The sequence below is a fragment of the Vibrio sp. J502 genome (assembly GCF_025397955.1).
In the GTDB taxonomy this organism is placed as follows: domain Bacteria; phylum Pseudomonadota; class Gammaproteobacteria; order Enterobacterales; family Vibrionaceae; genus Vibrio; species Vibrio anguillarum.
The window spans coordinates 532,963-556,396 of sequence record NZ_CP104554.1 but is presented as its reverse complement, the minus strand read 5'-3'; the positions used below and the strand labels follow the sequence as shown (position 1 = coordinate 556,396).

General features: G+C 45.4%; 28 protein-coding genes. 8 read left to right on the top strand and 20 right to left on the bottom strand.

Features of this window, described 5'->3' with window-relative positions; all coding sequences use genetic code 11:
* Window positions 1–53: 53 nt before the first annotated feature.
* Window positions 54–599, bottom strand: a complete 546-nt coding sequence (gene seqA / locus N5E84_RS02805; RefSeq protein ID WP_010318681.1) for a replication initiation negative regulator SeqA — start codon at window positions 597–599, stop codon at window positions 54–56.
* A 92-nt stretch (window positions 600–691) separates the two neighbouring features.
* Between seqA and N5E84_RS02800 the strand changes: the two genes are divergently transcribed.
* From N5E84_RS02800 to fldA, 3 genes are all read left to right on the top strand, one after another.
* On the top strand, window positions 692–1,462 hold the full coding sequence (locus tag N5E84_RS02800) for an alpha/beta fold hydrolase (protein WP_019281584.1): 771 nt from the start codon (window positions 692–694) through the stop codon (window positions 1,460–1,462).
* Between the two features lie 108 nt (window positions 1,463–1,570).
* A complete protein-coding gene (locus N5E84_RS02795; protein WP_010318683.1) occupies window positions 1,571–1,792 on the top strand; it encodes a DUF2788 domain-containing protein in 222 nt (73 codons plus the stop codon).
* A gap of 48 nt (window positions 1,793–1,840) precedes the next feature.
* The gene (gene fldA, locus N5E84_RS02790) at window positions 1,841–2,374 is read left to right on the top strand and encodes a flavodoxin FldA (protein ID WP_013856340.1); all 534 of its coding nucleotides are present in this window, start codon (window positions 1,841–1,843) and stop codon (window positions 2,372–2,374) included.
* A 70-nt stretch (window positions 2,375–2,444) separates the two neighbouring features.
* Here fldA and N5E84_RS02785 read toward each other — a convergent pair whose 3' ends face one another.
* A complete protein-coding gene (locus N5E84_RS02785) occupies window positions 2,445–3,146 on the bottom strand; it encodes an LrgB family protein (protein ID WP_019281585.1) in 702 nt (233 codons plus the stop codon).
* Complete coding sequence (locus N5E84_RS02780) at window positions 3,143–3,589, bottom strand: CidA/LrgA family protein (RefSeq protein ID WP_013856338.1); 447 nt, start codon at window positions 3,587–3,589, stop codon at window positions 3,143–3,145. The genes N5E84_RS02785 and N5E84_RS02780 overlap by 4 nt, the downstream gene beginning before the upstream one ends.
* A 116-nt stretch (window positions 3,590–3,705) precedes the next feature.
* On the opposite strand from N5E84_RS02780, the gene N5E84_RS02775 reads away from it, so the two are divergent.
* A complete protein-coding gene (locus N5E84_RS02775) occupies window positions 3,706–4,590 on the top strand; it encodes a LysR family transcriptional regulator (RefSeq protein ID WP_029388096.1) in 885 nt (294 codons plus the stop codon).
* Here N5E84_RS02775 and N5E84_RS02770 read toward each other — a convergent pair.
* Window positions 4,587–5,105, bottom strand: a complete 519-nt coding sequence (locus tag N5E84_RS02770; protein WP_010318688.1) for a DUF4442 domain-containing protein — start codon at window positions 5,103–5,105, stop codon at window positions 4,587–4,589. The two genes, N5E84_RS02775 and N5E84_RS02770, sit on opposite strands and share 4 nt — an antisense overlap.
* Before the next feature lie 214 nt (window positions 5,106–5,319).
* Between N5E84_RS02770 and fcrX the strand changes: the two genes are divergently transcribed.
* Window positions 5,320–5,769 carry a ferric iron uptake transcriptional regulator FcrX gene (gene fcrX / locus N5E84_RS02765; RefSeq protein WP_029388097.1) on the top strand — a complete coding sequence of 150 codons (450 nt, stop codon included), beginning with the start codon at window positions 5,320–5,322 and terminating at the stop codon, window positions 5,767–5,769.
* A gap of 115 nt (window positions 5,770–5,884) precedes the next feature.
* Here the strand turns inward: fcrX and N5E84_RS02760 are convergent, their stop codons facing one another.
* The 3 genes from N5E84_RS02760 to fabB form a co-directional block, all read right to left on the bottom strand.
* On the bottom strand, window positions 5,885–6,898 hold the full coding sequence (locus N5E84_RS02760) for an aspartate-semialdehyde dehydrogenase (protein ID WP_013856334.1): 1,014 nt from the start codon (window positions 6,896–6,898) through the stop codon (window positions 5,885–5,887).
* Entirely contained in the window at window positions 6,882–8,027 is a 1,146-nt protein-coding gene (locus tag N5E84_RS02755; protein ID WP_026028062.1) for a 4-phosphoerythronate dehydrogenase, read from the bottom strand. The genes N5E84_RS02760 and N5E84_RS02755 overlap by 17 nt, the downstream gene beginning before the upstream one ends.
* A 226-nt stretch (window positions 8,028–8,253) precedes the next feature.
* Window positions 8,254–9,465 (bottom strand): beta-ketoacyl-ACP synthase I, encoded by a 1,212-nt coding sequence (fabB, locus tag N5E84_RS02750; RefSeq protein WP_013856332.1) that lies wholly within the window; start codon window positions 9,463–9,465, stop codon window positions 8,254–8,256.
* A gap of 127 nt (window positions 9,466–9,592) precedes the next feature.
* Between fabB and mnmC the strand changes: the two genes are divergently transcribed.
* Complete coding sequence (gene mnmC / locus N5E84_RS02745; protein WP_019281588.1) at window positions 9,593–11,620, top strand: bifunctional tRNA (5-methylaminomethyl-2-thiouridine)(34)-methyltransferase MnmD/FAD-dependent 5-carboxymethylaminomethyl-2-thiouridine(34) oxidoreductase MnmC; 2,028 nt, start codon at window positions 9,593–9,595, stop codon at window positions 11,618–11,620.
* A 114-nt stretch (window positions 11,621–11,734) separates the two neighbouring features.
* Here mnmC and N5E84_RS02740 read toward each other — a convergent pair whose 3' ends face one another.
* From N5E84_RS02740 to N5E84_RS02725, 4 genes are all read right to left on the bottom strand, one after another.
* Window positions 11,735–12,259, bottom strand: coding sequence for an NADPH-dependent FMN reductase (locus N5E84_RS02740; RefSeq protein ID WP_026028358.1), 525 nt, complete (start codon window positions 12,257–12,259; stop codon window positions 11,735–11,737).
* 117 nt (window positions 12,260–12,376) lie between these two features.
* Entirely contained in the window at window positions 12,377–12,640 is a 264-nt protein-coding gene (locus tag N5E84_RS02735) for a YfcL family protein (protein WP_013856329.1), read from the bottom strand.
* A 32-nt stretch (window positions 12,641–12,672) separates the two neighbouring features.
* Window positions 12,673–13,203 carry an elongation factor P hydroxylase gene (locus tag N5E84_RS02730; protein ID WP_019281589.1) on the bottom strand — a complete coding sequence of 177 codons (531 nt, stop codon included), beginning with the start codon at window positions 13,201–13,203 and terminating at the stop codon, window positions 12,673–12,675.
* A gap of 107 nt (window positions 13,204–13,310) precedes the next feature.
* Window positions 13,311–14,480: an ISL3-like element ISVa10 family transposase gene (locus N5E84_RS02725; protein ID WP_076611988.1), complete on the bottom strand. Its 1,170-nt coding sequence runs from the start codon at window positions 14,478–14,480 to the stop codon at window positions 13,311–13,313.
* Between the two features lie 313 nt (window positions 14,481–14,793).
* On the opposite strand from N5E84_RS02725, the gene N5E84_RS02720 reads away from it, so the two are divergent.
* Window positions 14,794–15,417: a trimeric intracellular cation channel family protein gene (locus N5E84_RS02720; RefSeq protein WP_029388098.1), complete on the top strand. Its 624-nt coding sequence runs from the start codon at window positions 14,794–14,796 to the stop codon at window positions 15,415–15,417.
* A gap of 166 nt (window positions 15,418–15,583) precedes the next feature.
* Here the strand turns inward: N5E84_RS02720 and aroC are convergent, their stop codons facing one another.
* Window positions 15,584–16,669 (bottom strand): chorismate synthase, encoded by a 1,086-nt coding sequence (gene aroC, locus N5E84_RS02715; protein WP_026028357.1) that lies wholly within the window; start codon window positions 16,667–16,669, stop codon window positions 15,584–15,586.
* A gap of 184 nt (window positions 16,670–16,853) precedes the next feature.
* The gene (prmB, locus tag N5E84_RS02710; protein ID WP_013856325.1) at window positions 16,854–17,786 is read right to left on the bottom strand and encodes a 50S ribosomal protein L3 N(5)-glutamine methyltransferase; all 933 of its coding nucleotides are present in this window, start codon (window positions 17,784–17,786) and stop codon (window positions 16,854–16,856) included.
* Between the two features lie 63 nt (window positions 17,787–17,849).
* Here prmB and smrB point away from each other — a divergent pair, with 63 nt between their 5' ends.
* Complete coding sequence (gene smrB / locus N5E84_RS02705) at window positions 17,850–18,380, top strand: endonuclease SmrB (protein WP_013856324.1); 531 nt, start codon at window positions 17,850–17,852, stop codon at window positions 18,378–18,380.
* Between the two features lie 56 nt (window positions 18,381–18,436).
* On the opposite strand, the gene flhB is transcribed toward smrB, so the two are convergent.
* From flhB to fliM, 7 genes are read right to left on the bottom strand one after another with little or no spacing between them, the layout of a single operon-like run.
* Complete coding sequence (flhB, locus tag N5E84_RS02700) at window positions 18,437–19,567, bottom strand: flagellar biosynthesis protein FlhB (RefSeq protein WP_019281592.1); 1,131 nt, start codon at window positions 19,565–19,567, stop codon at window positions 18,437–18,439.
* Window positions 19,568–19,576: 9 nt separating this feature from the next.
* Window positions 19,577–20,359: a flagellar biosynthetic protein FliR gene (gene fliR / locus N5E84_RS02695; RefSeq protein ID WP_019281593.1), complete on the bottom strand. Its 783-nt coding sequence runs from the start codon at window positions 20,357–20,359 to the stop codon at window positions 19,577–19,579.
* Window positions 20,360–20,367: 8 nt separating this feature from the next.
* On the bottom strand, window positions 20,368–20,637 hold the full coding sequence (gene fliQ, locus N5E84_RS02690) for a flagellar biosynthesis protein FliQ (protein WP_013856321.1): 270 nt from the start codon (window positions 20,635–20,637) through the stop codon (window positions 20,368–20,370).
* Window positions 20,638–20,648: 11 nt separating this feature from the next.
* The gene (gene fliP, locus N5E84_RS02685; RefSeq protein ID WP_069212009.1) at window positions 20,649–21,548 is read right to left on the bottom strand and encodes a flagellar type III secretion system pore protein FliP; all 900 of its coding nucleotides are present in this window, start codon (window positions 21,546–21,548) and stop codon (window positions 20,649–20,651) included.
* Window positions 21,535–21,915 carry a flagellar biosynthetic protein FliO gene (gene fliO, locus N5E84_RS02680; protein ID WP_013856319.1) on the bottom strand — a complete coding sequence of 127 codons (381 nt, stop codon included), beginning with the start codon at window positions 21,913–21,915 and terminating at the stop codon, window positions 21,535–21,537. Before fliO ends, fliP begins: the two co-directional genes overlap by 14 nt.
* A gap of 33 nt (window positions 21,916–21,948) precedes the next feature.
* Window positions 21,949–22,359: a flagellar motor switch protein FliN gene (gene fliN, locus N5E84_RS02675; RefSeq protein ID WP_010318705.1), complete on the bottom strand. Its 411-nt coding sequence runs from the start codon at window positions 22,357–22,359 to the stop codon at window positions 21,949–21,951.
* 17 nt (window positions 22,360–22,376) lie between these two features.
* Window positions 22,377–23,429: a flagellar motor switch protein FliM gene (gene fliM, locus N5E84_RS02670; RefSeq protein WP_013856317.1), complete on the bottom strand. Its 1,053-nt coding sequence runs from the start codon at window positions 23,427–23,429 to the stop codon at window positions 22,377–22,379.
* Window positions 23,430–23,434: the final 5 nt, after the last annotated feature.

Below are 23,434 nucleotides of genomic sequence, written 5' to 3'. Positions count from 1 at the left end.
GTGGTCCGCAGTATGAGGCTTGAATCAGATTTTTATCTATGAATGGGCACAAATCAGATTGAGTGCGTCACTTTCTCAATAATGTCACTCGGGAAATTCATCAATACCATCAGCTGCTCGATCATCTGTTGTTTGCGGCTAGTATTGTTATTGGTAATGACCCAAAATGGTGTGTTTGGAATCGCTCTTGGCTTGGTTGTCTGCCCACTAGCAAGCAAGGTTTGCTCGTTGTCAGCAAAATACACACGCTTACGTCCTTTCACTAAGGTCGCTTCAGCAAAACTTACTGGATCGATACGGTATAAGGTTGAAAGCACCAACATAAAACGATCAATTGCTTTTTTCAAAGCCGCAAATTCATCAGAAATGAGCAAAGAACGCATCTCTTTTACGCTATCAATCTGTATCTCTTGTACGGCATCTTTACTCACAACAATGCCCTTGGGCTCGGTACTTACTTGCGTCACGACCGCTGCTGCAGACACTTTACCGTCAACATTGAGCAAACGGCGTAAAATATCCGACGCGCTTTCTCCAATATGTTGGGTTTGGCTGGCAATATAACGGTATAGATCCTCATCAACCTCAATTGTTTTCATTCGCTTTTCACAATCTCAATGTTTAAACTCTGAGGGATTATAGCGAGATCTTCACTGATACTCTACGTTAAACCAATCACTAATAAGATAAAATGTCAGCACTTCTTAATTACAAACTCGAAGGTGAAGGTCACACCGTTGTTTTGATCCATGGTTTATTCGGCAATTTAGACAACCTAGGTTTACTTGCAAGAGACCTAAAAGCCGATCACCAAGTATTGAGTATTGACTTGCGCAATCACGGTCAATCATTTCACAGTGAGGAACATGATTACGCGAGTATGGCATTCGATGTTGCTAGTTTACTCGAAGAGTTAGCTTGTGATTCAGTCACGCTGATTGGCCATTCAATGGGTGGTAAAGTTGCCATGAAGCTGGCTGACATCGCCTCATCCAAAGTCGCCAAACTGGTGGTTTTAGATATGGCACCCGTCAGCTATCAGCATCGGAAACATGACAACGTACTGGCGGGGCTCAACGCGGTTATTGCACAGCAGCCTACCTCGCGAGCAGAGGTCATGGCCATTTTAGCGCAACATATTGAGCTAGAAGGCGTACGACAATTTCTCAGTAAATCGTTATTTAAACGAGAAGATGGTGTAATGAGCTGGCGTTTTAATGTTCCCGCCATTGAAAAAAATTACTGGAATATTTTAGGCTGGGAACCAATCCCTTGCAGCTCTATTCCAACCTTATTGGTTAAAGGCAGCAACTCTGACTATCTACTAGCGGAACACCAAGAAATGATCCAGCAGCAGTTTAGCCAAGCGAAAGCGCACGTCATCGCTAACACAGGGCACTGGCTACACGCAGAAAAGCCCGTTGAAGTTTTACGAGCGATCAGGAAGTTCATTGGCAGCTAGCCGCTTTACTGTGAAACAACAAGTGTGAAATAGGTACCAATGCGCGCATTAACTTTGACGAATAACAGTGTTATAGTGCGCTCAAGCAAATTGGCATAAAGGATACCCATGCTGTACGACTACATGAACATGCTTGAGTCGATTGGACTCGATCTTCTTTTTGCGTCTATATTTTTCCTTATCGGTATGGCAATAAAAGATGTCCTTAAGCAAGGTAATGTACCGCCATTTGGGCGCCGTATTGTATGGCTAGTTCTGTTTTTAGGTTGTGCTGGCTTTATCCTTAAAGGACTTATCCAACTCAGTTGGGAAGGCACCGGACTGGGGTAAAGAGCACGCTCATCCGCCAGAAAATGACAAATTAAAGGTAATGATTCTATGGCAAGTGTAGGCCTCTTCTTTGGTAGCGATACCGGTAATACTGAAGCCGTTGCGAAAATGATTCAAAAGCAACTGGGTAAGCAGCTCGTTCACGTTCAAGATATTGCGAAAAGCAGCAAAGAAGACATTGATAATTTTGACTTATTGTTACTGGGTATCCCTACTTGGTACTACGGTGAAGCGCAGTGTGATTGGGATGATTTTTTCCCAGAATTAGAAGCGATCGACTTCTCGACGAAATTAGTTGCTATTTTCGGTTGCGGCGATCAAGAAGACTACGCTGAATACTTCTGTGACGCGATGGGTACAGTGCGTGACATTATCGAAAGCAAAGGTGCAACGATTATTGGCCACTGGCCAACTGAAGGTTATGAATTCGAAGCCTCTAAAGCCTTGGTTGCGGGTGACAATAGCCACTTTATTGGTTTATGCATCGATGAAGATCGTCAACCAGAGCTGACTGAACAGCGCGTCAGCACATGGGTTAAGCAGATTTATGAAGAGATGTGTTTAGCCGAACTTGAAGGCTAATCTCTTAAACATAAAAGATCCCCTTGCGAGGGGATTTTTTATTGACCCGTATACAACAGCACTCTTTTCTTTACCAAAGTAGACGGCCGATAAATGGAGCAAGCAACACAGTGACCATACCCGCAATCATCATCACCACACTCGACACTACCCCTTCAGCATTGCCAATTTGATACGCTTTTGCCGTTCCTGCACCGTGCGCGGAAGCGCCAAGACTGGCTCCTTTACCAAGCCCAGAGCGAATGGATAATAACGCTAACACCACTTCACCTACCGCCATGCCTATCACCCCAGTAAGTACCACAAACAGAGCAGTCAGATCACTTTGCCCACCAATTGACTTCGTCGCCTCAACAGCAAAAGGCGTGGTAATCGAGCGCATCGCTAAACTGCGCTGAAGCATATCGGGTAATTCAAACCAACGAGCCAACAAAACCGTGCTCCCCACAGAAACCACAACCGATACGATCACTCCCACGGATAGAGAGAGCCAGTGGCGCTTGATCAACAATCGGTTGTCATAGACCGGAATAGCAAAAGCCACTGTCGCCGGACCAAGTAGCCACAATAACCAATGAGATTCTGCCATATAGGTTTGGTAAGGGATGTGAAAGATCATCACAACAGCCACTAACAATATAGGGGCCAATAGCAGCGGCATTAAGAAAATAGAACGTTTACGTTGATAAAGGCACTTGCTGCCATAGTAAAAAGCCAAGGTTAGCAGCAAGCAAAATACACCAAGCAGCGTTGAGGTAAGTAGTGAGCTCATGATGAACGCTCCACTTTGGTTAGGCGTATTGCCCGGTTGCTTTTTCTACGCGCTAATATCAGCTCTAAACGATACATTTTATCAACGGTCCAAGCAGTAATAGCAATGACCATGATGGTACTAATGACAAGTACCGCCATAATTCGTAACCCTTGCTGTTGCATTAACTCTTGATAGTTAACGACCGCAATGACCGCTGGTACAAAGAACAACAGCATTTCCGCCAATAACCAAGTTGCTCCCTTGCGCAGCCAATCAACTTTTACAACTCGCATAATCACTAAAGTTAACAGCAATAGCATGCCCGTTAAATTTGCTGGTAAAGGAATATGAAAAGTGCTGACTAGAAAATCCGCCAAAAACCAGATCATTGATAGCGCAACAACTTGTACCACTGTTTGCAGATTGTTTTTTACTCTTTGGCTGTTTCTTATTCTTTGCATGATGAGACTAATGCCGTTTTGTGAAATTAGTCACATTATATTAAGCCATAAAACCATCGTAAAATGACTTTTTATTATCATTTTCATGCCAAAATGGAATGATAAAAGGAGATATTATGGATATTAAAGCACTGCGCTATTTTGTTGAATTGGTCAATCAACAAAGCTTTACCCGCGCATCCGAGCAACTGTTCGTTACCCAGCCCACCATCAGTAAGATGATCCGCAGTTTAGAGCAGGAAATTGAACAGCCACTACTACATCGTGAAGGTCGACGTTTCTGGCTTACCGATGCAGGAGAGGTTGTCTATCAAAGAGCGCTAGAGATCTTAGCGCAGATGTCTCAGTTAGAAGCCGAGCTGGTCGATCTCAATCAGGTAAAGCGGGGACAACTGCATCTCGGAATTCCACCAATGGTTGGACACCTTTACGCAGGTCTGATCCGCCAATACCGTCAAACCTACCCTCATGTAGAGCTCACCATCGTTGAGTATGGCGGACGTAAAATAGAGCAAGCTATCCTCAATGGCGAAATTGACGTAGCCGTCACCATGCTTTCGCCTCATCCGATTGATAATCTGCGGTCACTCTCCTTAGACAGTTACCCCATTTGCGCCGTACTCCCTGATACATCCCCTTGGAAGCAGCAAGAAGCTATCGGTTGGGAGCAACTACAAAATGAGCCATTTTACCTCTATACCCATGATTTTACGCTGAGTGACTACATCCACTCATTCTGCCTACAACACGGATTTACACCACAAGTTGCAGCGCGCAGTAGCCAATGGGATTTTTTAGTCGCGTTGGTCAAAAGTGGCGTAGGCGTTGCCTTTCTACCCGAACCACTTTGTCGACGAATTCAAGGAGAAGGCGTCTTAGTCAAACCGATGACACCCAGTATTGATTGGCACTTAGGATTAATATGGCACGCGGAACGGTACGTTTCTCGCACCGCCGAAGCTTGGATTGAGCTGTGCCAAATGCAGAACGAACAGCCTTAGCGATCACAAAAAGTAACCATTTTGTCTGCATCACTCTCTTCTCTATATTTAGGTTTTTTGCGCACGTACAATTTACGTTGCACTTCAGAGACCACTTCGCCTTTGGCATCCTTAACATGGATAACAAATTCCGGAAAGCATTTATCCCCATTGGCCGTGCTCACTAAGATTGAATCCAGTTGGTCTTGCGTTATCAGAAACTCCGCATACAAATCAGAATGGCCCGGTTTGATAAAGTTGATGCTGGCCTCTTTGTCCCATACGTAATATTGCTCACCCAAAATCCCCATTAACATCAACGAGTAAACAGGGTCAGTAAGAGAGAAAATGCTGCCACCATACTGAGTGCGATTGGCATTTTTGTTCCACCACCGCAGCTTTAGGCGCATTTTCACCTGACGGAAGTCGCTACTAATTTCATCAATGTGGATACCAGCTCCCCAAAAAGGAGGCCAGCTATTTAACGCCCACTTAACAATATTTGGCTTATAAAATCTTGCTAAAGAGTGATTCATTCCGTGCTCACCTTTTAAACCTATCGACTCAATCACTAATAAATGTTACGCAATTGTAACTGGTAAGAGCTGTTATATCAGTGATATTGCGCGGCTTTGTGACAAATATAAAGTAACCCTTTGAACTTCGTGGTTTATTGTTAGCAGTGACTCCCCTATAATGATCGCAATTATGAATTCTGTTAACTGCTGCAGATCATCAACAGGAAAGTGTATGTCAGATAATAACCAAGCGCTCAAGGATGCAGGTCTTAAAGTTACCCTTCCTAGGCTAAAAATTTTAGAAGTGCTACAGCAGCCTGAATGCCAACATATCAGCGCTGAAGAACTGTATAAGAAATTGATTGATCTTGGTGAAGAAATCGGTCTTGCGACTGTTTATCGAGTATTAAACCAATTTGATGATGCGGGTATTGTCACTCGTCACCATTTTGAAGGTGGAAAATCCGTTTTTGAACTTTCAACACACCACCACCACGACCACTTAGTGTGCTTAGATTGTGGTGAAGTGATTGAGTTTTCAGATGAGGTGATCGAACAACGCCAAAGAGAGATTGCCGAGCAATATAATGTACAGCTCACCAATCACAGCCTTTATCTATATGGTAAATGTGCCGACGGCAGTTGCAAGCAGAACCCTAACGCGCACAAGTCAAAAAGATAGCCATCATTCTCAGCCTTGAGCTGGACGATAATAAAAAAGCCGGGTGAATCAATCACTCGGCTTTTTTGTGTAGAGAGAAAGGAGTGGTAAGCCACTCCTTTTTACTAGGTATTAATTAGAAATAATCTCGAATCAACACTTCCGCAATTTGTACCGCATTTGTTGCAGCGCCTTTTCTCACGTTATCTGCCACTACCCACATGTTAATGCCACTGTGGTGACTGATATCGTTGCGAATACGCCCTACAAGAACCGTATCCTTCCCTCCCGCATCGCGAACTTGCGTGGGGAAATCATTCCCGCTGAATACTTCAATACCTTCAGTTTTCTCTAATAACTCAATAACTTGCTCAGCATCAATCGGTAAGCGTGTTTCAATATGCAGTGACTCAGCATGGCCGTAAAAAACTGGCACGCGTACACAAGTTGGGTTGACCATAATGGTTGAGTCATTGAATATTTTTTGCGTTTCCCACACCATTTTCATCTCTTCCTTGGTGTAGCCATTATCCATAAACTGGTCGATTTGTGGGATGCAGTTAAACGCAATTTGCTGGCTAAACACATCAGGATCGGCCGAAACACCGTTTAACAGCCTTGCGGTTTGTCCCGCCAACTCATCAATGCCTGACTTCCCAGCTCCTGAAACGGACTGATAAGTTGATACGTTAATTCGCTCGATACCCACAGCGTCGTGAATCGGCTTTAACGCCACCAACATTTGGATGGTTGAGCAGTTTGGGTTCGCAATAATATTGCGGTTACGGAAATCCGCAATCGCTTCAGGGTTCACTTCAGGCACAACAAGTGGGATATCGTACTCATAGCGGAAATGTGAGGTGTTATCGATGACTACCACGCCTTCTTCTGTGGCAATAGGTGCCCATTTTGCGGACAATTCACCACCAGCGGAAAACAGTGCAATCTGAACTTGTGACCAATCGAAATCTTCAACATTTTGTACTTGTATGGTCTTACCATTGAAGCGGTAGAATTTACCTTCACTACGCTCACTGGCAAGTAGGTAAAGTTCACCAACGGGGAATTTGCGATCTTTGAGCACTTCAAGCATGGTTTCACCAACCGCGCCGGTTGCTCCTAAAATAGCGATATTAAATTCTTGGCTCATTTGTTACCTCTGTTTTAAAACCTAATTTAGCTAAGGGAGTGAGATCACACGACTCACTACCGACGACAGTCATCGCGCTATATTCTCTTCTATCCCAATAAAGTTTACGCATTTGATCAAAAGCACCTGGTTTGCCAATTTCACGGCGAAACAAGGCGTCATCTTTGCGTACGTCATAAATCAATTGGGTTAAACTGTGTAATGTTTCCTCATCCCAACCGCGTGATAAATACACTTTGGCAATGGGAGTCTCGGGTAATAAACTACTGGCATTCGCGCAATGGTCATCGCCAAGATACTCACAAAAACTATTAAAAATCATGGTCGTGCCTCGGGCTTTACCTTCTAACCCATAGCCAGCCACATGCGGCGTCGCAAAGGCGAGCAAAGGCAGCAGTTCCATATCCACTTCAGGTTCAAATTCAAACACGTCTAAAGCGGCAATAAAACCATCATTTTTCTGTAGGCGTTGTTTCAGCGCTTGGTTATCCACCACAGGGCCACGAGCCGCGTTGATCAAGATCTGATCACTGCGCAACTGGGCAAGTCGAACTTCATCAATCAAGTGATGAGTTGGCCATTCACCACTTTTAGTAATGGGTGTATGCAGCGTAATGACATCCGCTTTATCAAGTAAAACATCAAGATGAGTAAACTCGCGGCAATCACCTTGTGCTTGTTTTGGGGGATCGTTGAGCAGCACATTAATGCCAATCCCCGCTAAACACTCGGCTAAATAGCTGCCGACTTGACCAGCACCAATAATGCCAACGGTTTTCTCTAAGGCAGAAAAACCATGCTGCTGTGCTAACACCATCAATACACTGAAAACATACTCAGCCACTCCCACCTTATTACACCCCGGTGCGGCAGTAAAAAAGATGCCTCTTTCAGCCAAAAGCGCTTGATCAACGTGGTCCATACCTGCCGTCGCCGTACCAACAAACTTTAATTTATTGGCTTTCGCTAATAGTGCTTGATTTACTTTCGTAACAGAACGAATCATCAAGGCGTCAACGTCGATAAGATCATCAGCCGTTAAGCTTCTACCGGGTTTTAACACCACCTCACCAAGCTGGCTAAATAACGATTCAGCATAAGGCATGTTTTCATCAATAAGGATTTTCATAGCGGAGTTCACAATTTTCGAAATTGAAGGAATTGTGCAGAAAAGCGCACAGACTGTCGAGAAGAAATCCCGCTTTCCATAAAAATGCCCGGCTCCTCACGGAAACCGGGCAAAAACCCAGAACAAAAGGATCCCGTCCCGCTCTCCATGGGACAGAGTCTGCGTCTGTTCGATCAGCTAAGCTGACCCGCTCTGGAAACCTTTTTATTAGAGGTGTGTAGGCGCATTAGCCTTGATACTTTTTGATCACTAGCGTCGCGTTCGTACCGCCAAAACCAAAGCTGTTAGACATCACAGTGGTTAGCTCTTGCTCGCGCATTTCGGTCACAATATCAAGGCCATCAGCCGCTGGATCTAAATTGTCAATGTTGATGCTTGGCGCGATAAAGCCGTGGTGAAGCATCAAGGTAGAGTAGATGGCTTCATGCACACCTGCCGCACCCAATGCGTGGCCAGTCATTGCTTTTGTTGCCGAGATAGCTGGGCTGTTGCCAGCGAACACTTCTTGAATGGCACCCAACTCTTTTACATCACCGACAGGTGTGGAAGTACCATGTGTATTGACATAATCCACACTATCTACCGCTTGCATTGCCATCTTCATGCAACGCACAGCGCCTTCACCTGATGGAGCCACCATGTCGTAGCCATCGGATGTCGCACCGTAACCGACGATTTCACCGTAAATTTTTGCGCCGCGAGCCAGTGCATGCTCAAGCTCTTCAACCACAACCATGCCGCCGCCGCCTGAAATCACGAAACCATCGCGGTCAGCATCGTAAGTACGTGACGCTTTTTCTGGTGTTTCGTTGTACTTAGTTGACAGCGCACCCATTGCATCAAACATCATAGTTAAAGACCAATCGAGCTCTTCACCACCACCTGCAAACACAACATCTTGCTTACCCAATTGGATAAGTTCCATTGCGTGACCAATACAGTGAGCCGACGTCGCACAAGCGGAGCTCATGGTGTAATTGACGCCACGGATTTTAAATGGCGTAGCAAGACAGGCTGAAACAGTCGAAGACATAGTACGTGGAACCATGTAAGGGCCAACGCGCTTCACGCCTTTTGTGCGCAATGTGTCGACAGCAATAACTTGGTTATACGACGACGCACCGCCAGAACCAGCCACAATACCAGTGCGGTCATTAGAGACCTGCTCTGGTGCTAAACCTGAATCGGCAATCGCTTGTTCCATTGATAGGTATGCAAACGCGGCCGCATCACCCATAAAACGCATCTGTTTGCGATCAATATGGTCAGCAGGGTTCATTTTCAGGCTACCCCACACTTGAGAGCGTAAACCGTTCTCTTTGAACTGCTCAGAAGCGGTAATACCTGATTTGCCTGCTTTTAGAGACGCTAAAACTTCTTCGACGTTGTTACCGATACTTGAAACAATACCCATACCGGTGATTACGACTCGTTTCATGTGACATTCCTATAATTCAAAATTCGCTTAGATAATAACTAAGAAGAATAACAAAAGTGGTCAGCTTTCCCAGAAATTCGTACAATCTCGAGCTATATATCGCCCGATTTCACAGAATTACACCATTATGACCAGCATAACCAACGCAACACTGGGTTGGAATGAAGCGGGCACACCCGTTTCCGACCAATTCGATGACGTTTACTTTTCCAACGTTAACGGCCTAGAAGAGACGCGTTACGTGTTTCTTTCCCAAAATCGTATACCACAAAGATGGCACCAATATGACCAAAAACGATTCGTCATTGCCGAAACGGGGTTTGGCACTGGGTTAAATTTTCTCGCTGTATGGCAAGAATTTGATGCGTTTAGGCAACAAAACCCAAATGCGCCATTGCAAGCGCTGCATTTTATCAGTTTTGAAAAATATCCGCTCAATAAACACGACTTGATAACAGCGCACCAAGCGTGGCCTGAATTAGCGACTTATGCGAAAAAGCTTCAACAACACTACCCGATTGCAGTACCAGAATGTCATCGCATTGTTCTTGATGATGGCGCCATTACCCTTGATCTTTGGTTCGGTGATATCAAAGAGTGTATGCCGCAAGTTCCAACAACCGAGCAAGGCGTGGTAGATGCATGGTTTTTGGATGGTTTTGCTCCCAGTAAAAACCCTGAAATGTGGAATCAAACGCTGTTTGAGAATATGGCCAAACTGGCGAAACACAAAGCCACGTGCGCCACTTTTACCGCCGCAGGTTTTGTACGACGCGAATTGATAGAAGCAGGCTTTTCGATGAAAAAAGTGAAAGGCTTTGGCACCAAAAGAGAGATGATTGCTGGTCAACTGGAACACAAAACATCGTACAGCAACATAAAACCTTGGTTTGCGATTGCGCCGACGACCAATGTTACCGACGTGGCGATCATCGGCGGCGGCATTGCTAGTGCCACATTAGCTAAAATGCTCAATCGCCGCGGTATCAATGTCAGCCTGTATTGCGCCGATCCTCAGGCCGCTCAAGGTGCTTCAGGTAACCGACAAGGTGCGGTTTACCCACTGCTGAATAAAAACCACAGTGGTGTATCGCGTGTTTTTGCGCCCGCTTTTCTGTTTGCTCGGCAATTTGTTGAGCAAATGGCGCAAACCGTCCCTTTTGATCATGATTGGTGTGGTGTGACCCAATTGATGTGGGATGAAAAATCGACCCAAAAACAGATGGCGATGCTTGAAGGGCAATTTAACCTTCAGCTAATGCACTACTGCGATCAACAAGCAACGTTACAAAACGTCGGCTTACCGACTGACATGGCTAGCTTACATTACCCACTCGGAGGATGGCTTTGCCCTGCTCAACTGACACAAGGCCTGTTTGACCAATTAAGCCAAAGTGAGAGATTCAACGCCTATTTCAATCACAAGGTGGAGTCTTTGCGCTGGGATGAAATACAGCGGCAGTGGACATTAAGTGTTAATGGTAGCGAAAAGCACCATCAGTGTGTGGTCATTGCAAACGGTCATCAATTTGACCATTTCGAGCAAACTCAAGCGTTGCCACTTGGCAAAGTGAAAGGACAAGTGAGCCATATTCCAACCTCAGAAACATTGCAAAAGCTGAGCAGCGTGTTGTGTTACGACGGCTATATGACACCGCACAACCCCAACACTCAACAGCACTGCATTGGCGCAAGCTATGACCGAAGTCAAATCAACCAAGCATTCGATGCGGCGGCGCAGCAAGAGAATGGACAACGCTTAACCCGTTGTATTAACGATCAAAACTGGATACAGCAAGTCGATACATCTAGCAATCAATCTCGCCAAGGCGTTCGCTGTGTCAGCCGCGATCATTTGCCGTTTGTCGGGAATGTGGGCAACTTTGAACAGATCAAGCTCGACTACCAGCCGTTAACGTCCCAAGATCCGCAACAGACTCCATCTGTGGCTCACTATCCTCATTTGTACTGCATGCTCGGGCTAGGATCGCGAGGGCTAAGTTCTGCGCCATTAATGGCTGAGTTGCTGGCTTCACAAATGAGTGGCGATCCACTTCCGCTTGCTGTTGATGTTCTCGAAACGCTTCATCCAAGTCGAATGTGGGTGAGAAAACTCAAAAAAGGCAAAGCCATCACCGAACGTACTCCTCGATAAAAACCATCATAGAAAAAAGCCTTACTTATCCAGCAAGGCTTTTTTAATGCTCACTTTTTCACGCGAAAAGGCGTGAGACTTAAGGTGAAACGAACTTAAAACGAGACAAGAAAGCTATACGAGCTTCGCAATCGCGTCTTTCAATTGTGCCGCCACTTCTGGGTTAGTCACTTGACCCGTAGCCAAGTCAAAATTGTCATAAAAACTCGGTACCGAGACAGACGCTTTTACATTACCACCAAAATAAGGAGCAGAATTATTTGCCGCCGCCAAAACCGATTGCGCGCCACCAGGACCTGGAGAGCTGGCTAGGTAAACAGCAGGTTTACCTTTGAATAGTTCACGGTCAATGCGTGTTGCCCAGTCAAATAAATTTTTGTACGCCGCTGGGTAGTGACCATTATGCTCAGCAAAAGAGATAACAAACGCATCCGCTTGAGCAAGATCACGCAGAAAAGCTTGAGCGCCTTCGGCTTGACCAAGCTCTTTTTCAAGATCTTCGCTAAACATAGGAACGGTATAGTTGTTAATATCAAGCACCACCACGTCTGCACCTTCAATGAGGTGAGCGGTGTAAGTGGCCAATGCTTTATTGATTGAAGTTGAGCTGTTTGATGCTCCAAATGCGATGACTTTCATGGTGTTGCCCTTGTGTGTTCGAATATGGCTTAAGCATAGCGATCGCACAAATTAACAACAACCATAAAAATTTTACGGACTCATTCAAAGAATTCGAATGAGTTAAATGTGCTCATCTTAAGCTTGGTTGTGAAGCTCGGTCCATAAATCGAACACAATCACGCGGTCGGCAGGCGTAAGCTCTGTGCGCGCTTGCTCTAGGCTTTGCTCAATTCGTGCTTTAAACAGAGATAGATCATCAATTCCTTCATCTTCACACGCGGCTGCAGACAAAGAAATATGACCTCGCAAATAACCACCCGCAAACAATTCATCGTCCGATGCCGTCGCAATACGTGCATCAATCATTTCCAGCAGTTTTTCTTCAAATCCAATAATCATACAACTCTCATTTTCTCTTATTATTTAGCTAGTTACCTGATGATAAAGTGCTCTAGCCTTAATTCTGTCGTACCATAAAAAGCACGTAATGCATCTGACAGCATCTTCACTCGGGGTGGAAGCCCAACCTGTAAGATAGCGACTACCTCACGATGTACCTGAGTCATAAAAGCGATACGGTCTGGTTCAAAATCGCCGTGTAGGTTGTCACAACTCACAGTAAAAGGAAAGCCAGCACTGACCGATAAAATCCACTCATACGCTTGAGGGCGAACCTCTACTTTTTCAAATTCGGCTTGGACTTGCGCGGTTCGCCCGTCTGGTTGATACCAATAGCCAAAATCTTCCATCAATCGCCGTTCAGGGCCGGCGACGCACCAATGCGCGATTTCGTGCAGTGCCGAGGCAAAGAAGCCTCGTGCGAAAATGATGCGGTGATGATTGATTTGTGCATCAGCAGGCAAGTAAATCGGCTCATCACCACCGAGCTCTAAACGCGTATTGAATGGCTCAAAAAAAGTGTCATTGAACAGGGAGATCAAGTCTTGGTATTGATGTATCATCACTCAGTCATGCAGGCAAAAATTTCTCAACGCATTCTCTTATTTTTCTGTAGTCAGGTAAAGCCATTCAATCGCCCCACTTCATTAGTTTTATGGCTCTTCTCCGCTTAGGTGAGCTTGATATTTGGGTAAAAAGTTGAGTGTGTATCGGGAACCGATGTTTGTCTGATCTTCAATTTGAAATAGTCTGTATCTCTCACCCCTCTTGCCCTTCGTCTGAGTAAGCCAATCGAGACATTACCTGCTTCTACCCGAGCGTTAGTCAGTTTGTATTTTCCGTAGTTACAAATACCCACTTTTCTTTCCAATAAAGCATCGGCAAAATTAATTAAGGAAAGTATTCTGGTCGATTTGGCAAGACGACACCAAGCTTCTAGAGCTGCCACCATTGTTTCGTAATCGGGTTCATCCCATATGGCTTGTAGCTGCTCTTTGAGCATGTAAACAACGCACAAAGTCTTGTTGCTCTCAAGTAAGTCATCAAGTCTGTCAGACTGCCTATCATCCAATTTGTGAGCGTTTTTCAGTAGGAGGAAGAGCGTTCCTTTCAACATTTTTTTTTCGTCGTGAGAGCCATTTCTAAAAGCTTTTGCTCTCTCTTTTTTGATTAAGATGCAGTAGTTCTGCATGACATGAAATCGGTCAAAAACAATATCAGCATTGGGAAGCATTTTCCTGACCGCCGACTGGTAAGACTGGCCCATATCCATTGATACTGCTTTGATTCCTGATTTGGTTTCTTCTGATAGTTGCTCAAAGAAGGAGATCAGAACTTCTGCTTTTCGGCCATGTTCAACCCAAATTAAATGCCCAGAGACGAGGTCATAAACAACCGTCATATAATCGTGTCTCTTGGCTCTGGCAACTTCATCGACGCCAATATGAACCAAGTTATTCAGTTTCTCGGGGTCTAATGCTGGTAGGCTTGAACGCAAGTATTCCCTATCGATATTTTTTACTGTTTCCCAGCGGATTCCTAAATGTTGAGAGACGGCATGTATGCTCATATGGCGACATAACCCACTGATGAACTTGCAAAAGCGAGCGGTATAACGACCACCTTTAGCCACATATTCAGTCTCTTCGATCAACCGTCGTCCTTCTTTGTCTCTAGTTTTAGCCAGCTCAACCTCAATCGTACAAGGTCGCCCACTCACAGGTAAATCTTGAAGACGTCTTTTAACGTAGTGATCGACGGTGCAGGAAGTCCCTGATATTGGCTCTTTGACTTTATACCTACGATCTCGACGACAGCGAACGAGTACGCCTTGGGACATTTCTTCTATTGAACAAGATTCAACACACTGGCCTTTAAAGCTAAATAACGAGGAAGACAAAGACGACAAAATAGACTACTGACTTATTTTTAAAATAAGCATTATAAATCATGTGATTATGATGAATGAGCCTGTGCATACAGACTCATGAAAGCGGAGAAGAGCCGTTTTATTAATCGGTCAAACGGTTTCTTGGCATAAAATCTCATTCGCCATCGCCTGACTTTACTACTACACTTGCGCCTCCATTTTTAAGTTCAACCGCTTTCTCGGTTCTTATATACCTAAGGAAGTGCTGTCGGAGTACCGCATTATGTTGCTCAGTGTTTTATATATTATTGGTATTACTGCCGAAGCGATGACTGGCGCATTGAGTGCAGGCCGTCGAAAAATGGATTGGTTCGGTGTGATGTTAGTAGCGAGTGCCACTGCGATTGGAGGCGGTACGGTGAGGGATATTTTACTCGGCCATTATCCGCTAGGTTGGGTGAAGAATCCGGAGTTTTTAGCCATTACCTGTATCGCAGGCGTTCTCACCACAGGCTTAGCTAAATGGGTAATCAAACTCAAAGGGTTGTTCATTCGTTTAGATGCATTGGGGCTAATTGTGTTCAGTATCATAGGCACAAAAATCGCAATGGGCATGGGTTTGCATCCCGGCATTTGTATGGTTTCTGCGTTGGTCACTGGGGTGTTTGGTGGGTTATTACGCGATTTAATCTGCAGACAAACGCCACTGGTACTACATGAAGAACTCTACGCTTCGGTTTCATTAGTCGCTTCAGGGCTTTATTTAACCTTACTCGCATTCGGCATCAATGATGTCACCAGCACGATAGTAACGCTTATTGTGGGTTATTTATTGCGTATGGCGGCAGTGCGTTTTAAATGGCGTTTGCCTTCTTTCCAGCTTGATGCTGAAAATCAGATTCATTAGCCATAATCCGATGTTAGATATTCCGATGTTAGATATTTGGTTAGTTAGCTGACTTGTTTCGATAAAAAATTCATTCAGCCGCGGAAATTAGCCAAACAGAAAATTGATTAAAACAAAAGCGCCCTAACAAGAAGGGCGCTTTTCATTTTAATTCGGTTATGCTGGATTAGATTTTAGGCGTTTCGGTTTGAACCGCAAAATTCTGCCCGCGATGACGAAGTAAGTGGTCCATCAACACAATCGCCAGCATTGCTTCGGCAATGGGCACTGCGCGAATACCAACGCAAGGATCATGGCGACCTTTCGTGATAAGTTGTGTGGGTTCACCCGTGCGAGTAATGGTATCGCCAGGTACTGTAATACTTGACGTGGGTTTAAGTGCAATACTGGCAACAATATCTTGTCCAGTCGAAATACCGCCTAAAATACCGCCAGCATGATTTGAGCGAAAGCCGTTCGGTGTTAGAGGATCTCGATGCTGGCTGCCTTTTTGCTGCACGACATCAAAACCGTCACCAATCTCTACCCCTTTCACCGCATTAATGCTCATCAAAGCATGCGCAATATCCGCATCTAGACGATCAAATACCGGCTCACCTAAACCAACAGGCAGGTTGGTCGCGACAACTTGAATCTTTGCACCGATCGAATCACCTTCTTTTTTCAAATCACGGATCAGTTGGTCGAATGCCGCCACTTTGTCTGCATCTGGACAGAAAAAGGCATTATTCTCAATTTCATTCCAATCCACTTTATCGATACAAACATCACCCATTTGTGACAAGTAAGCGCGAATTTCAACCCCAAATTCTTGTTTGAGATATTTCTTCGCAATGGCTCCCGCTGCCACTCGCATCGCTGTCTCTCGTGCTGATGAACGGCCACCACCACGATAGTCGCGAATGCCATATTTTTGATGGTAGGTATAATCGGCATGACCGGGGCGAAACTTGTCTTTAATGTCTGAATAATCGGTTGAACGTTGGTCGGTATTTTCAATTAATAGACCAATCGATGTACCTGTGGTTTTCCCCTCAAATACACCAGAAAGAATTTTGACTTCATCCGCTTCACGGCGCTGCGTTGTATAGCGAGATGTGCCAGGACGGCGACGATCTAGGTCTATCTGTAAGTCAGCTTCTGTAATTTCTAAGCCCGGAGGGCATCCGTCGACGATACATCCTAGTGCGATACCGTGACTTTCTCCGAATGTCATCACCCGAAAATGTTGTCCGATACTGTTTCCTGCCATTACTTCCTCAATATTGATGACACAGAGCAACATGCTCCCTATCACCGCTTCATTCTATTGTTCGTGGATTCATAGTGGCTTTATTAGGAAATGATGTAAAGCCCCAAAATAAAGCAATGTGTATTTTTCTAATGGATAAAAAAACGCCAGCACTGTGGCTGGCGTTTTTCTTATGCGTACGGCATTAGTCGATATAAAGCGCAAAGTCGCTAGCGCAATCAACCAACTGCTGGCGAGTCAGCATGAATACGCCATGCCCACCATTTTCAAACTCAAGCCAAGTAAACGGAATGTGGTCGTATTGGTTCATCATATGCACCATCGAATTGCCCACTTCACAGATCAAAATACCGTTATCAGTGAGGTACCCCGCCGCATTGGCCAAAATACGACGCACCAATTTCAAACCATCGGTACCGGCGGCTAAGCCGAGTTCTGGTTCGTGTTTGAACTCTTTGGGCAAACTATTCATATCTTCTTGATCCACATACGGTGGATTCGACACGATTAGGTCATATTTCTCTTTTGGCAAATCACGGAATAGATCGGAACGGATCGGGAAAACTTGTTGCTCCATACCGTGATCTTGAATATTTTGCTCTGCCACTTGCAGTGCGTCGGTTGAGATATCAATCGCATCCACTTCAGCATCAGGGAACGCGTGGGCGCACGCAATGGCGATGCAACCGCTGCCAGTACACAAATCCATAATGCGTACAGGCTCGTCGATCAACCAAGGTTGGAACTGCGCTTCAATCAATTCGCCAATCGGTGAACGTGGCACCAGTACTCGCTCATCCACATAAAACTCAAGGCCACAGAACCAGGCTTTATTGGTTAAATAGGCGATAGGAGTACGTTCATTAATGCGCTTAATCACCCGTTCAACAATACGCAGACGTTCGCTGCCTGTTAAACGAGAATTCAGTACATGCGGAGGAACATCAATCGGAAGATAGAGTGTCGGTAGGATTAGCTGAACGGCTTCATCCCACGCATTATCGGTCCCATGACCATAAAATAAGTTGGCGGCATTAAAACGGCTGACCGTCCAACGAATCATATCTTGAAGCGTGTGAAGTTCAGAAACCGCCTCTTCTACAAAAATCTTATCCAAAATTGCCTCCGAAAAGCGCTACAATACTGCCAATATCGATCTGTTAGAAAATGACCAAACCCAATGAGCCAAAAAGAGACCGAACACGATGACGCTTTCGACTTGTTTCGGGATGCAGTAAAGGGCGTTAAAAAGTTGCGACAGGATACCATAATCCAGCCGCCAAACAGAAACCCCAAACAAAAAGAAATCCGCCGTATTGCGCGGGAAGCCAGCGATACCGAATTTTATTTTTCCGATGAGTTTATACCAAAACTCAGCGATGAAGGCCCGACACGCTATGCTCGTGATGATGTGTCGAAATATGAAGTTAAACGGTTAAGACGTGGCGTCTATGTGCCGGATGTATTTTTGGATATGCACGGCATGACACAGCAAGAAGCGAAACGAGAACTCGGGGCGATGGTTGCTTATTGTGTGAAAGAAAATATTCACTGCGCTTGTGTCCAACATGGGATCGGTAAACACATTCTCAAACAAAAAGTTCCTCTCTGGCTCGCTCAACACCCTGATGTGATGGCATTTCATCAAGCCCCTCTTGAATTTGGCGGGCATGGCGCGGTGTTGGTGCTGCTTTCTATTCCTGATAAGTGATTTAAACTGACGCTAACTTCAGCATTAACGCTTTTGCCCCAGCATAACGATGAGGATTAATGTCGTAAATCCGGTGGAATCGGCATGTTATTCTCATCGAGTTTGGGTCTTTGACCACCGCGTTTACGATACTGCTTAAGCTGAAAGACATAAGCCAGTACCTGCGCGACCGCCACGAAAAGCCCGTCGGGGATCTCCTGCTCAAGATCGGTTGTGTGATAAAGCGCTCGAGCCAAAGGCGGTGCGGGAATGATGTGTATATCATGCGCACGTGCTACTTCACGAATTTTCATCGCCATGTGATCGACGCCTTTAGCCACCACAATCGGTGCTTTATCCGTATTTTGTTTATAGCGCAGCGCAACTGAGAAGTGTTCTGGGTTGGTGATGATTACATCCGCTTGTGGCACTTCCGCCATCATCCGCCGCTGGGCCGCTTCACGCTGCAACATCCGAATTCGGCCTTTAACCTCAGGTTTTCCTTCCGTATCTTTGTATTCGTCTTTTACTTCTTGCTTGGTCATTTTTAATTGGTCAGCGTGCTGCCAGATTTGGAATGGGATATCGATGGCGACCACGACCAATAAAGAACAACTGATCAGCAACACGAAGTTGAGCAAAATATCGAGCGCATGGAAAATATTTTGTGGATAGACATCCATGCTCAGTTGAAATAGATCTTCTTTCGATGCATTGATCAGATAAAAAGCAACGCCAGAAACAAGCAGTACTTTTAAAATGGACTTAAATAACTCAACCCAACTTTGCAAACCGAACATACGTTTTAAGCCACTAAGCGGGTTCATTTTGGAGGGTTTTGGCATCGCAGCTTCGACAGAAAAGTTAATTCCACCAATGCCAGCCGCGCCAATTAATGCAGCAATAAATAACGTGATTAAGATAAGCGAGAGTGGCAATATGAGGGTCGCAAGAGAACCAGCCGTAATATCAAACAACTTTCCGAGATCAAACACTTCTTCTCGGCTTAAGTTGAAGATTCGACCCATCAAAGCGTACAAAGCTCGGGCTAACGATTCGCCAAACCACATCAATGCAATCGCACCCACTACCAGTACCGAAACGGACGCTAACTCTTTTGAACGAGCGACTTGACCTTTTTTTCGCGCCTCGTCCAATCGCTTGGGCGTGGCGTCTTCGGTACGTTCTTGACCGTCTGACTCTGCCAAACGCGCCTCCTAACAGTTAATACGGATAAGGCGACAAATTTGTTGCTCGCCTTCTAACCAGAATAGTTCGTAGTGACTATACAGGCCGCCTAAAATATACCAACAGAGTAGCAAGCCGACCAAAAGCGCAAACGCAAAACCCAATGAGAAAATGTTGAGCTGAGGGGCTGCACGAGTCATCACACCAAATGATAAGTTGACGGTTAATAGCGCAATGATGCCAGAAAGAGACATACTCAGCGCCACTTTAAACATAATTCCCAGCCACAATGCGAGCTCACGAAAATCCACGGTCGTTAATGCCCCATCGCCAATAGGCAAGGTTTTGAAACTGAATACCACCAGTTGGATCATCTTTAAATGACCATCGGTTGCTAAGAAGAACAAGGTCGCTAAAAACATAAACAATTGACCAAGCAAAGGGGTGTTTTGCCCGTTTACGGGGTCGACCATTGAAGCAAAACCTAAGCTGGCTTGCATACCCAATATTTGGCCAAGCATAACAAAGGTTTGGATTATAAACTGGGTGATCATGCCCATTGCAACGCCAATAATAATCTGCTCAAAGGTGGTCAAAAAACCTTTAAATGAAAGTAGTTCAACGGTCTCTGAAACGGCAGGAATCGCGGGCATCACGGCGAAGGTAATAGCCAAACCTAAGTAGAGCCGCACTCGGGTCGGAACAAAGCGGGCACCAGTGACTGACATCACCATCAGCATGGCGGAAATACGAGTGTAGGGCCAAAAATAGCTAGCAATCCACTCTAAAACGAGGCTTGTTGGGTACTCCATTCAAGCTCCTAGTACAGCACCTGTGGTAGCCGTTCAACGATAGAGAAGAAATACTCCATCAACATCTGCGTCATCCAATGGGCAAAGAACATCAGTGCCAGTAACGTCACAATGAGACGCGGTAAAAAGCTCAACGTCTGTTCGTTAATTGAGGTCGCGGCTTGGAAAATGGCGACCACTAAGCCAATCAACAAACTCGGGATGATGATGGCGCACACCATGATAAGCACCATCCACAGTGCGTCTCGAAACAGCTCAACAAAGACTTCAGGAGTCATTCGCGCCCCCGCTATAAAGCAAAACTGCCGGCTAGCGTTGAGAGGATCAAGTTCCATCCATCCACTAGTACAAACAGCATGAGTTTAAAAGGCAGCGAGACGATCATCGGCGAAAGCATCATCATACCCATCGCCATCAAAACAGACGCCACCACTAAATCAATGATTAAAAAGGGCAAAAATAGCATAAAGCCGATTTGAAACGCCGTTTTTAGCTCCGAGGTGATGAACGCAGGGATCAGCACCGCCATCGAGACCTCTTCAGGATTGGTTGCGTCAGAGCCCGATATCTCAACAAAGGTTTCTAAATCTTTGACTCGCGTCTGTTTCAGCATGAAGGCTTTTAGTGGCTCTTGAGCCGTATCAAACGCTTGACGCGCCGTCATCTGCTCATTGAGATACGGCTGCACAGCTTGCTCATTAATGGCATTGATGACTGGTGACATAATGAAAAAAGTGAGAAAAATAGCGATGCCGATAATTACTTGGTTTGACGGCGTTTGTTGCAGGCCCATTGCCTGGCGCAAGATCGACATCACAATCACGATACGTGTAAAGGAAGTCATCAAAATGACCATGGCAGGCAAAAAACCCAACATGGTCATCAAGGCTAAAATTTGTAGATTGATCGAGTAATCTTGACTGCCATCTGAATTGGTCGTCATGGTAAATGCTGGAATACCGCCACCACCACTGACGCTACCAGTGGCTATCGTTTTAGAGGCACCACTGTCTTTATTCATCGCCGTTACTGTCACCGTTTCTGCGCCTACGGCGCTGGAAGGAATTGGCGTGGCTAACTCTTGCTCTGAAAACGCAAACGGGGTAAACAATAATGCCACCAGCAACATAGAAAGATGCCATAGATGACCAAGGTAACTCAATGAGGCCGTGCGACTATTTCTTGTCATTTTTCTTTAGCAGCTGAGTCAGTTGACCGGCAAACGGACTGACCTCAGCCTCCTCCTGTTTGAGTGGGGCATCTAATTTTGCGATCAATTGGACGGATTGTGACGTGACTCCGACGAGAAATTGTTCTTCTCCCGCTTGCACAATAACGATACGCTCTTTAGTACCCACTGGCAGTTGACGTACAATGCTCAACCCTTTTTGATTACCGAACGTGGGCACTCGCATTCGTTTTAACACCCAAGCCAAAAAGAGAATTAGCGCAATAACGAACAAAAGCGACCCGAAAGTGGTCGCTAAATCTAAGTGATCATTCGGCGCTGCCATCGCTTGGCTTGAACAGAGCAATAAACCGATCAGTTTTTTCATCCAAATACTTCTTTTTCGTAAACTGACGTTATGCTAACGCAGCTTTTTAATACGCTCAGTCTGGCTGATTACATCGGTTAAACGAATACCGAATTTATCGTTAACCACTACCACTTCTCCATGAGCAATCAAGGTTCCGTTCACCATCACATCCAATGACTCACCCGCGATGCGATCAAGCTCAACCACCGAGCCTTGGTTCAATTGCAGTAAGTTACGAATGCTGATCTTCGAACGTCCCACTTCCATCGAAATGGTCACCGGAATGTCCATGATCGTATCAAGTTTGCGGCGCTCATCTTCGGTGATCGGTGGTGAAGTGTCTTTCAATTCATCAAGAGGCGCGGCCAGAATTTCATCTACATCAATACTAGGCGCGGACGGGTCTTCCCCTAATGCGGCTGCCCATTCGTCTGCCAATCTTTGGTCGTCACTTGGTTCCATCTTCGTTACCTACTCTATTATTCTTCGTTATCTTCTTCGTCATCATCTTCAAATTCAGACATGATGTCTTTGCCTAAAAAGGCGAGATCCGTTTTTACTACATCAGGGCGTTTAATTTTTTCAGAGACTTGAACCGCCAGTTTTTCACCAGAGCGGCCCATTTTCACTCGGTAAGTAGGCAGCTCTTCAACAAACATCGTTGCGTTTTTTGGCATTTTAATTGGGATGATATCGCCTACTTGTAGATCCATTAAGTCACGCAATGAAATGTCTTGTTCTAATAAATTGACTCGGAAATTGACGGGTACATCCATGATCTCTTCGCGCAGTGCAGAACTCCAACGCACATCGGTTTCCATTTTATCCGACTGGACACCCGCATCGAGTAACTCACGAATGGGTTCAACCATCGAATAAGGCATGACCACGTGGAAATCGCCGCCGCCGCCATCGACTTCGATATGAAACGAGCTCACTACGATCACTTCCGTTGGGCTGACGATGTTAGCCATACTTGGGTTCACTTCTGAATCCAAATATTCAAACTCAACGCCCATCACCGGTGACCAAGCTTCTTTGTAGTCACCGAAAACAATTTTTAACAGTAATTGAATGACTCGTCGTTCTGTTGGCGTAAATTCGCGCCCTTCAATTCGAGCGTGGAAACGGCCATCGCCACCAAAAAAGTTTTCCACCAAAATGAAGACTAAACGCGCTTCCATTGTGACCAACGCGGTCCCTTTTAACGGACGAAAACGCACCATGTTCAAGCTAGTTGGAACATAAAGCGTATTTTGGTATTCACCAAACTTCATCATCTGCACGCCGTTGATCGACACTTCAGCCGTTTTGCGTAGCATGTTGAATAAACTAATACGCATGTGACGAGCAAAACGTTCGTTGATAAGCTCCAGCGTAGGCATTCGCCCACGGACGATGCGGTCTTGCGAAGAGAAGTCAAAGTTAATCGCCGACTTATCGGCAACATCGTCATCATCTTCCGCCTCATCAACACTGTCTACACCATGAAGCAGGGCATCAATTTCGTCTTGGCTTAATAAATCAGTCACTTCTC

Excerpts from the sequence above, each read along its gene's own strand:
- fcrX (WP_029388097.1), top strand. The coding sequence starts at position 5,320 with ATGTCAGATAATAACCAAGCGCTCAAGGATGCAGGTCTTAAAGTTACC.
- N5E84_RS02740 (WP_026028358.1), bottom strand. The coding sequence starts at position 12,259 with ATGAAAGTCATCGCATTTGGAGCATCAAACAGCTCAACTTCAATCAAT.
- N5E84_RS02780 (WP_013856338.1), bottom strand. The coding sequence starts at position 3,589 with ATGCAAAGAATAAGAAACAGCCAAAGAGTAAAAAACAATCTGCAAACA.
- fliP (WP_069212009.1), bottom strand. The coding sequence starts at position 21,548 with ATGACAAGAAATAGTCGCACGGCCTCATTGAGTTACCTTGGTCATCTA.
- smrB (WP_013856324.1), top strand. The coding sequence starts at position 17,850 with ATGAGCCAAAAAGAGACCGAACACGATGACGCTTTCGACTTGTTTCGG.
- mnmC (WP_019281588.1), top strand. The coding sequence starts at position 9,593 with ATGACCAGCATAACCAACGCAACACTGGGTTGGAATGAAGCGGGCACA.
- fliQ (WP_013856321.1), bottom strand. The coding sequence starts at position 20,637 with ATGACTCCTGAAGTCTTTGTTGAGCTGTTTCGAGACGCACTGTGGATG.
- N5E84_RS02785 (WP_019281585.1), bottom strand. The coding sequence starts at position 3,146 with ATGAGCTCACTACTTACCTCAACGCTGCTTGGTGTATTTTGCTTGCTG.
- N5E84_RS02730 (WP_019281589.1), bottom strand. The coding sequence starts at position 13,203 with ATGATACATCAATACCAAGACTTGATCTCCCTGTTCAATGACACTTTT.
- fabB (WP_013856332.1), bottom strand. The coding sequence starts at position 9,465 with ATGAAACGAGTCGTAATCACCGGTATGGGTATTGTTTCAAGTATCGGT.
- N5E84_RS02735 (WP_013856329.1), bottom strand. The coding sequence starts at position 12,640 with ATGATTATTGGATTTGAAGAAAAACTGCTGGAAATGATTGATGCACGT.
- N5E84_RS02775 (WP_029388096.1), top strand. The coding sequence starts at position 3,706 with ATGGATATTAAAGCACTGCGCTATTTTGTTGAATTGGTCAATCAACAA.
- aroC (WP_026028357.1), bottom strand. The coding sequence starts at position 16,669 with ATGGCAGGAAACAGTATCGGACAACATTTTCGGGTGATGACATTCGGA.
- N5E84_RS02755 (WP_026028062.1), bottom strand. The coding sequence starts at position 8,027 with ATGAAAATCCTTATTGATGAAAACATGCCTTATGCTGAATCGTTATTT.
- N5E84_RS02770 (WP_010318688.1), bottom strand. The coding sequence starts at position 5,105 with ATGAATCACTCTTTAGCAAGATTTTATAAGCCAAATATTGTTAAGTGG.
- fliR (WP_019281593.1), bottom strand. The coding sequence starts at position 20,359 with ATGGAGTACCCAACAAGCCTCGTTTTAGAGTGGATTGCTAGCTATTTT.
- seqA (WP_010318681.1), bottom strand. The coding sequence starts at position 599 with ATGAAAACAATTGAGGTTGATGAGGATCTATACCGTTATATTGCCAGC.
- N5E84_RS02800 (WP_019281584.1), top strand. The coding sequence starts at position 692 with ATGTCAGCACTTCTTAATTACAAACTCGAAGGTGAAGGTCACACCGTT.
- N5E84_RS02725 (WP_076611988.1), bottom strand. The coding sequence starts at position 14,480 with ATGTCCCAAGGCGTACTCGTTCGCTGTCGTCGAGATCGTAGGTATAAA.
- fldA (WP_013856340.1), top strand. The coding sequence starts at position 1,841 with ATGGCAAGTGTAGGCCTCTTCTTTGGTAGCGATACCGGTAATACTGAA.
- N5E84_RS02760 (WP_013856334.1), bottom strand. The coding sequence starts at position 6,898 with ATGAGCCAAGAATTTAATATCGCTATTTTAGGAGCAACCGGCGCGGTT.
- N5E84_RS02720 (WP_029388098.1), top strand. The coding sequence starts at position 14,794 with ATGTTGCTCAGTGTTTTATATATTATTGGTATTACTGCCGAAGCGATG.
- N5E84_RS02795 (WP_010318683.1), top strand. The coding sequence starts at position 1,571 with ATGCTGTACGACTACATGAACATGCTTGAGTCGATTGGACTCGATCTT.
- fliN (WP_010318705.1), bottom strand. The coding sequence starts at position 22,359 with ATGGAACCAAGTGACGACCAAAGATTGGCAGACGAATGGGCAGCCGCA.
- fliO (WP_013856319.1), bottom strand. The coding sequence starts at position 21,915 with ATGAAAAAACTGATCGGTTTATTGCTCTGTTCAAGCCAAGCGATGGCA.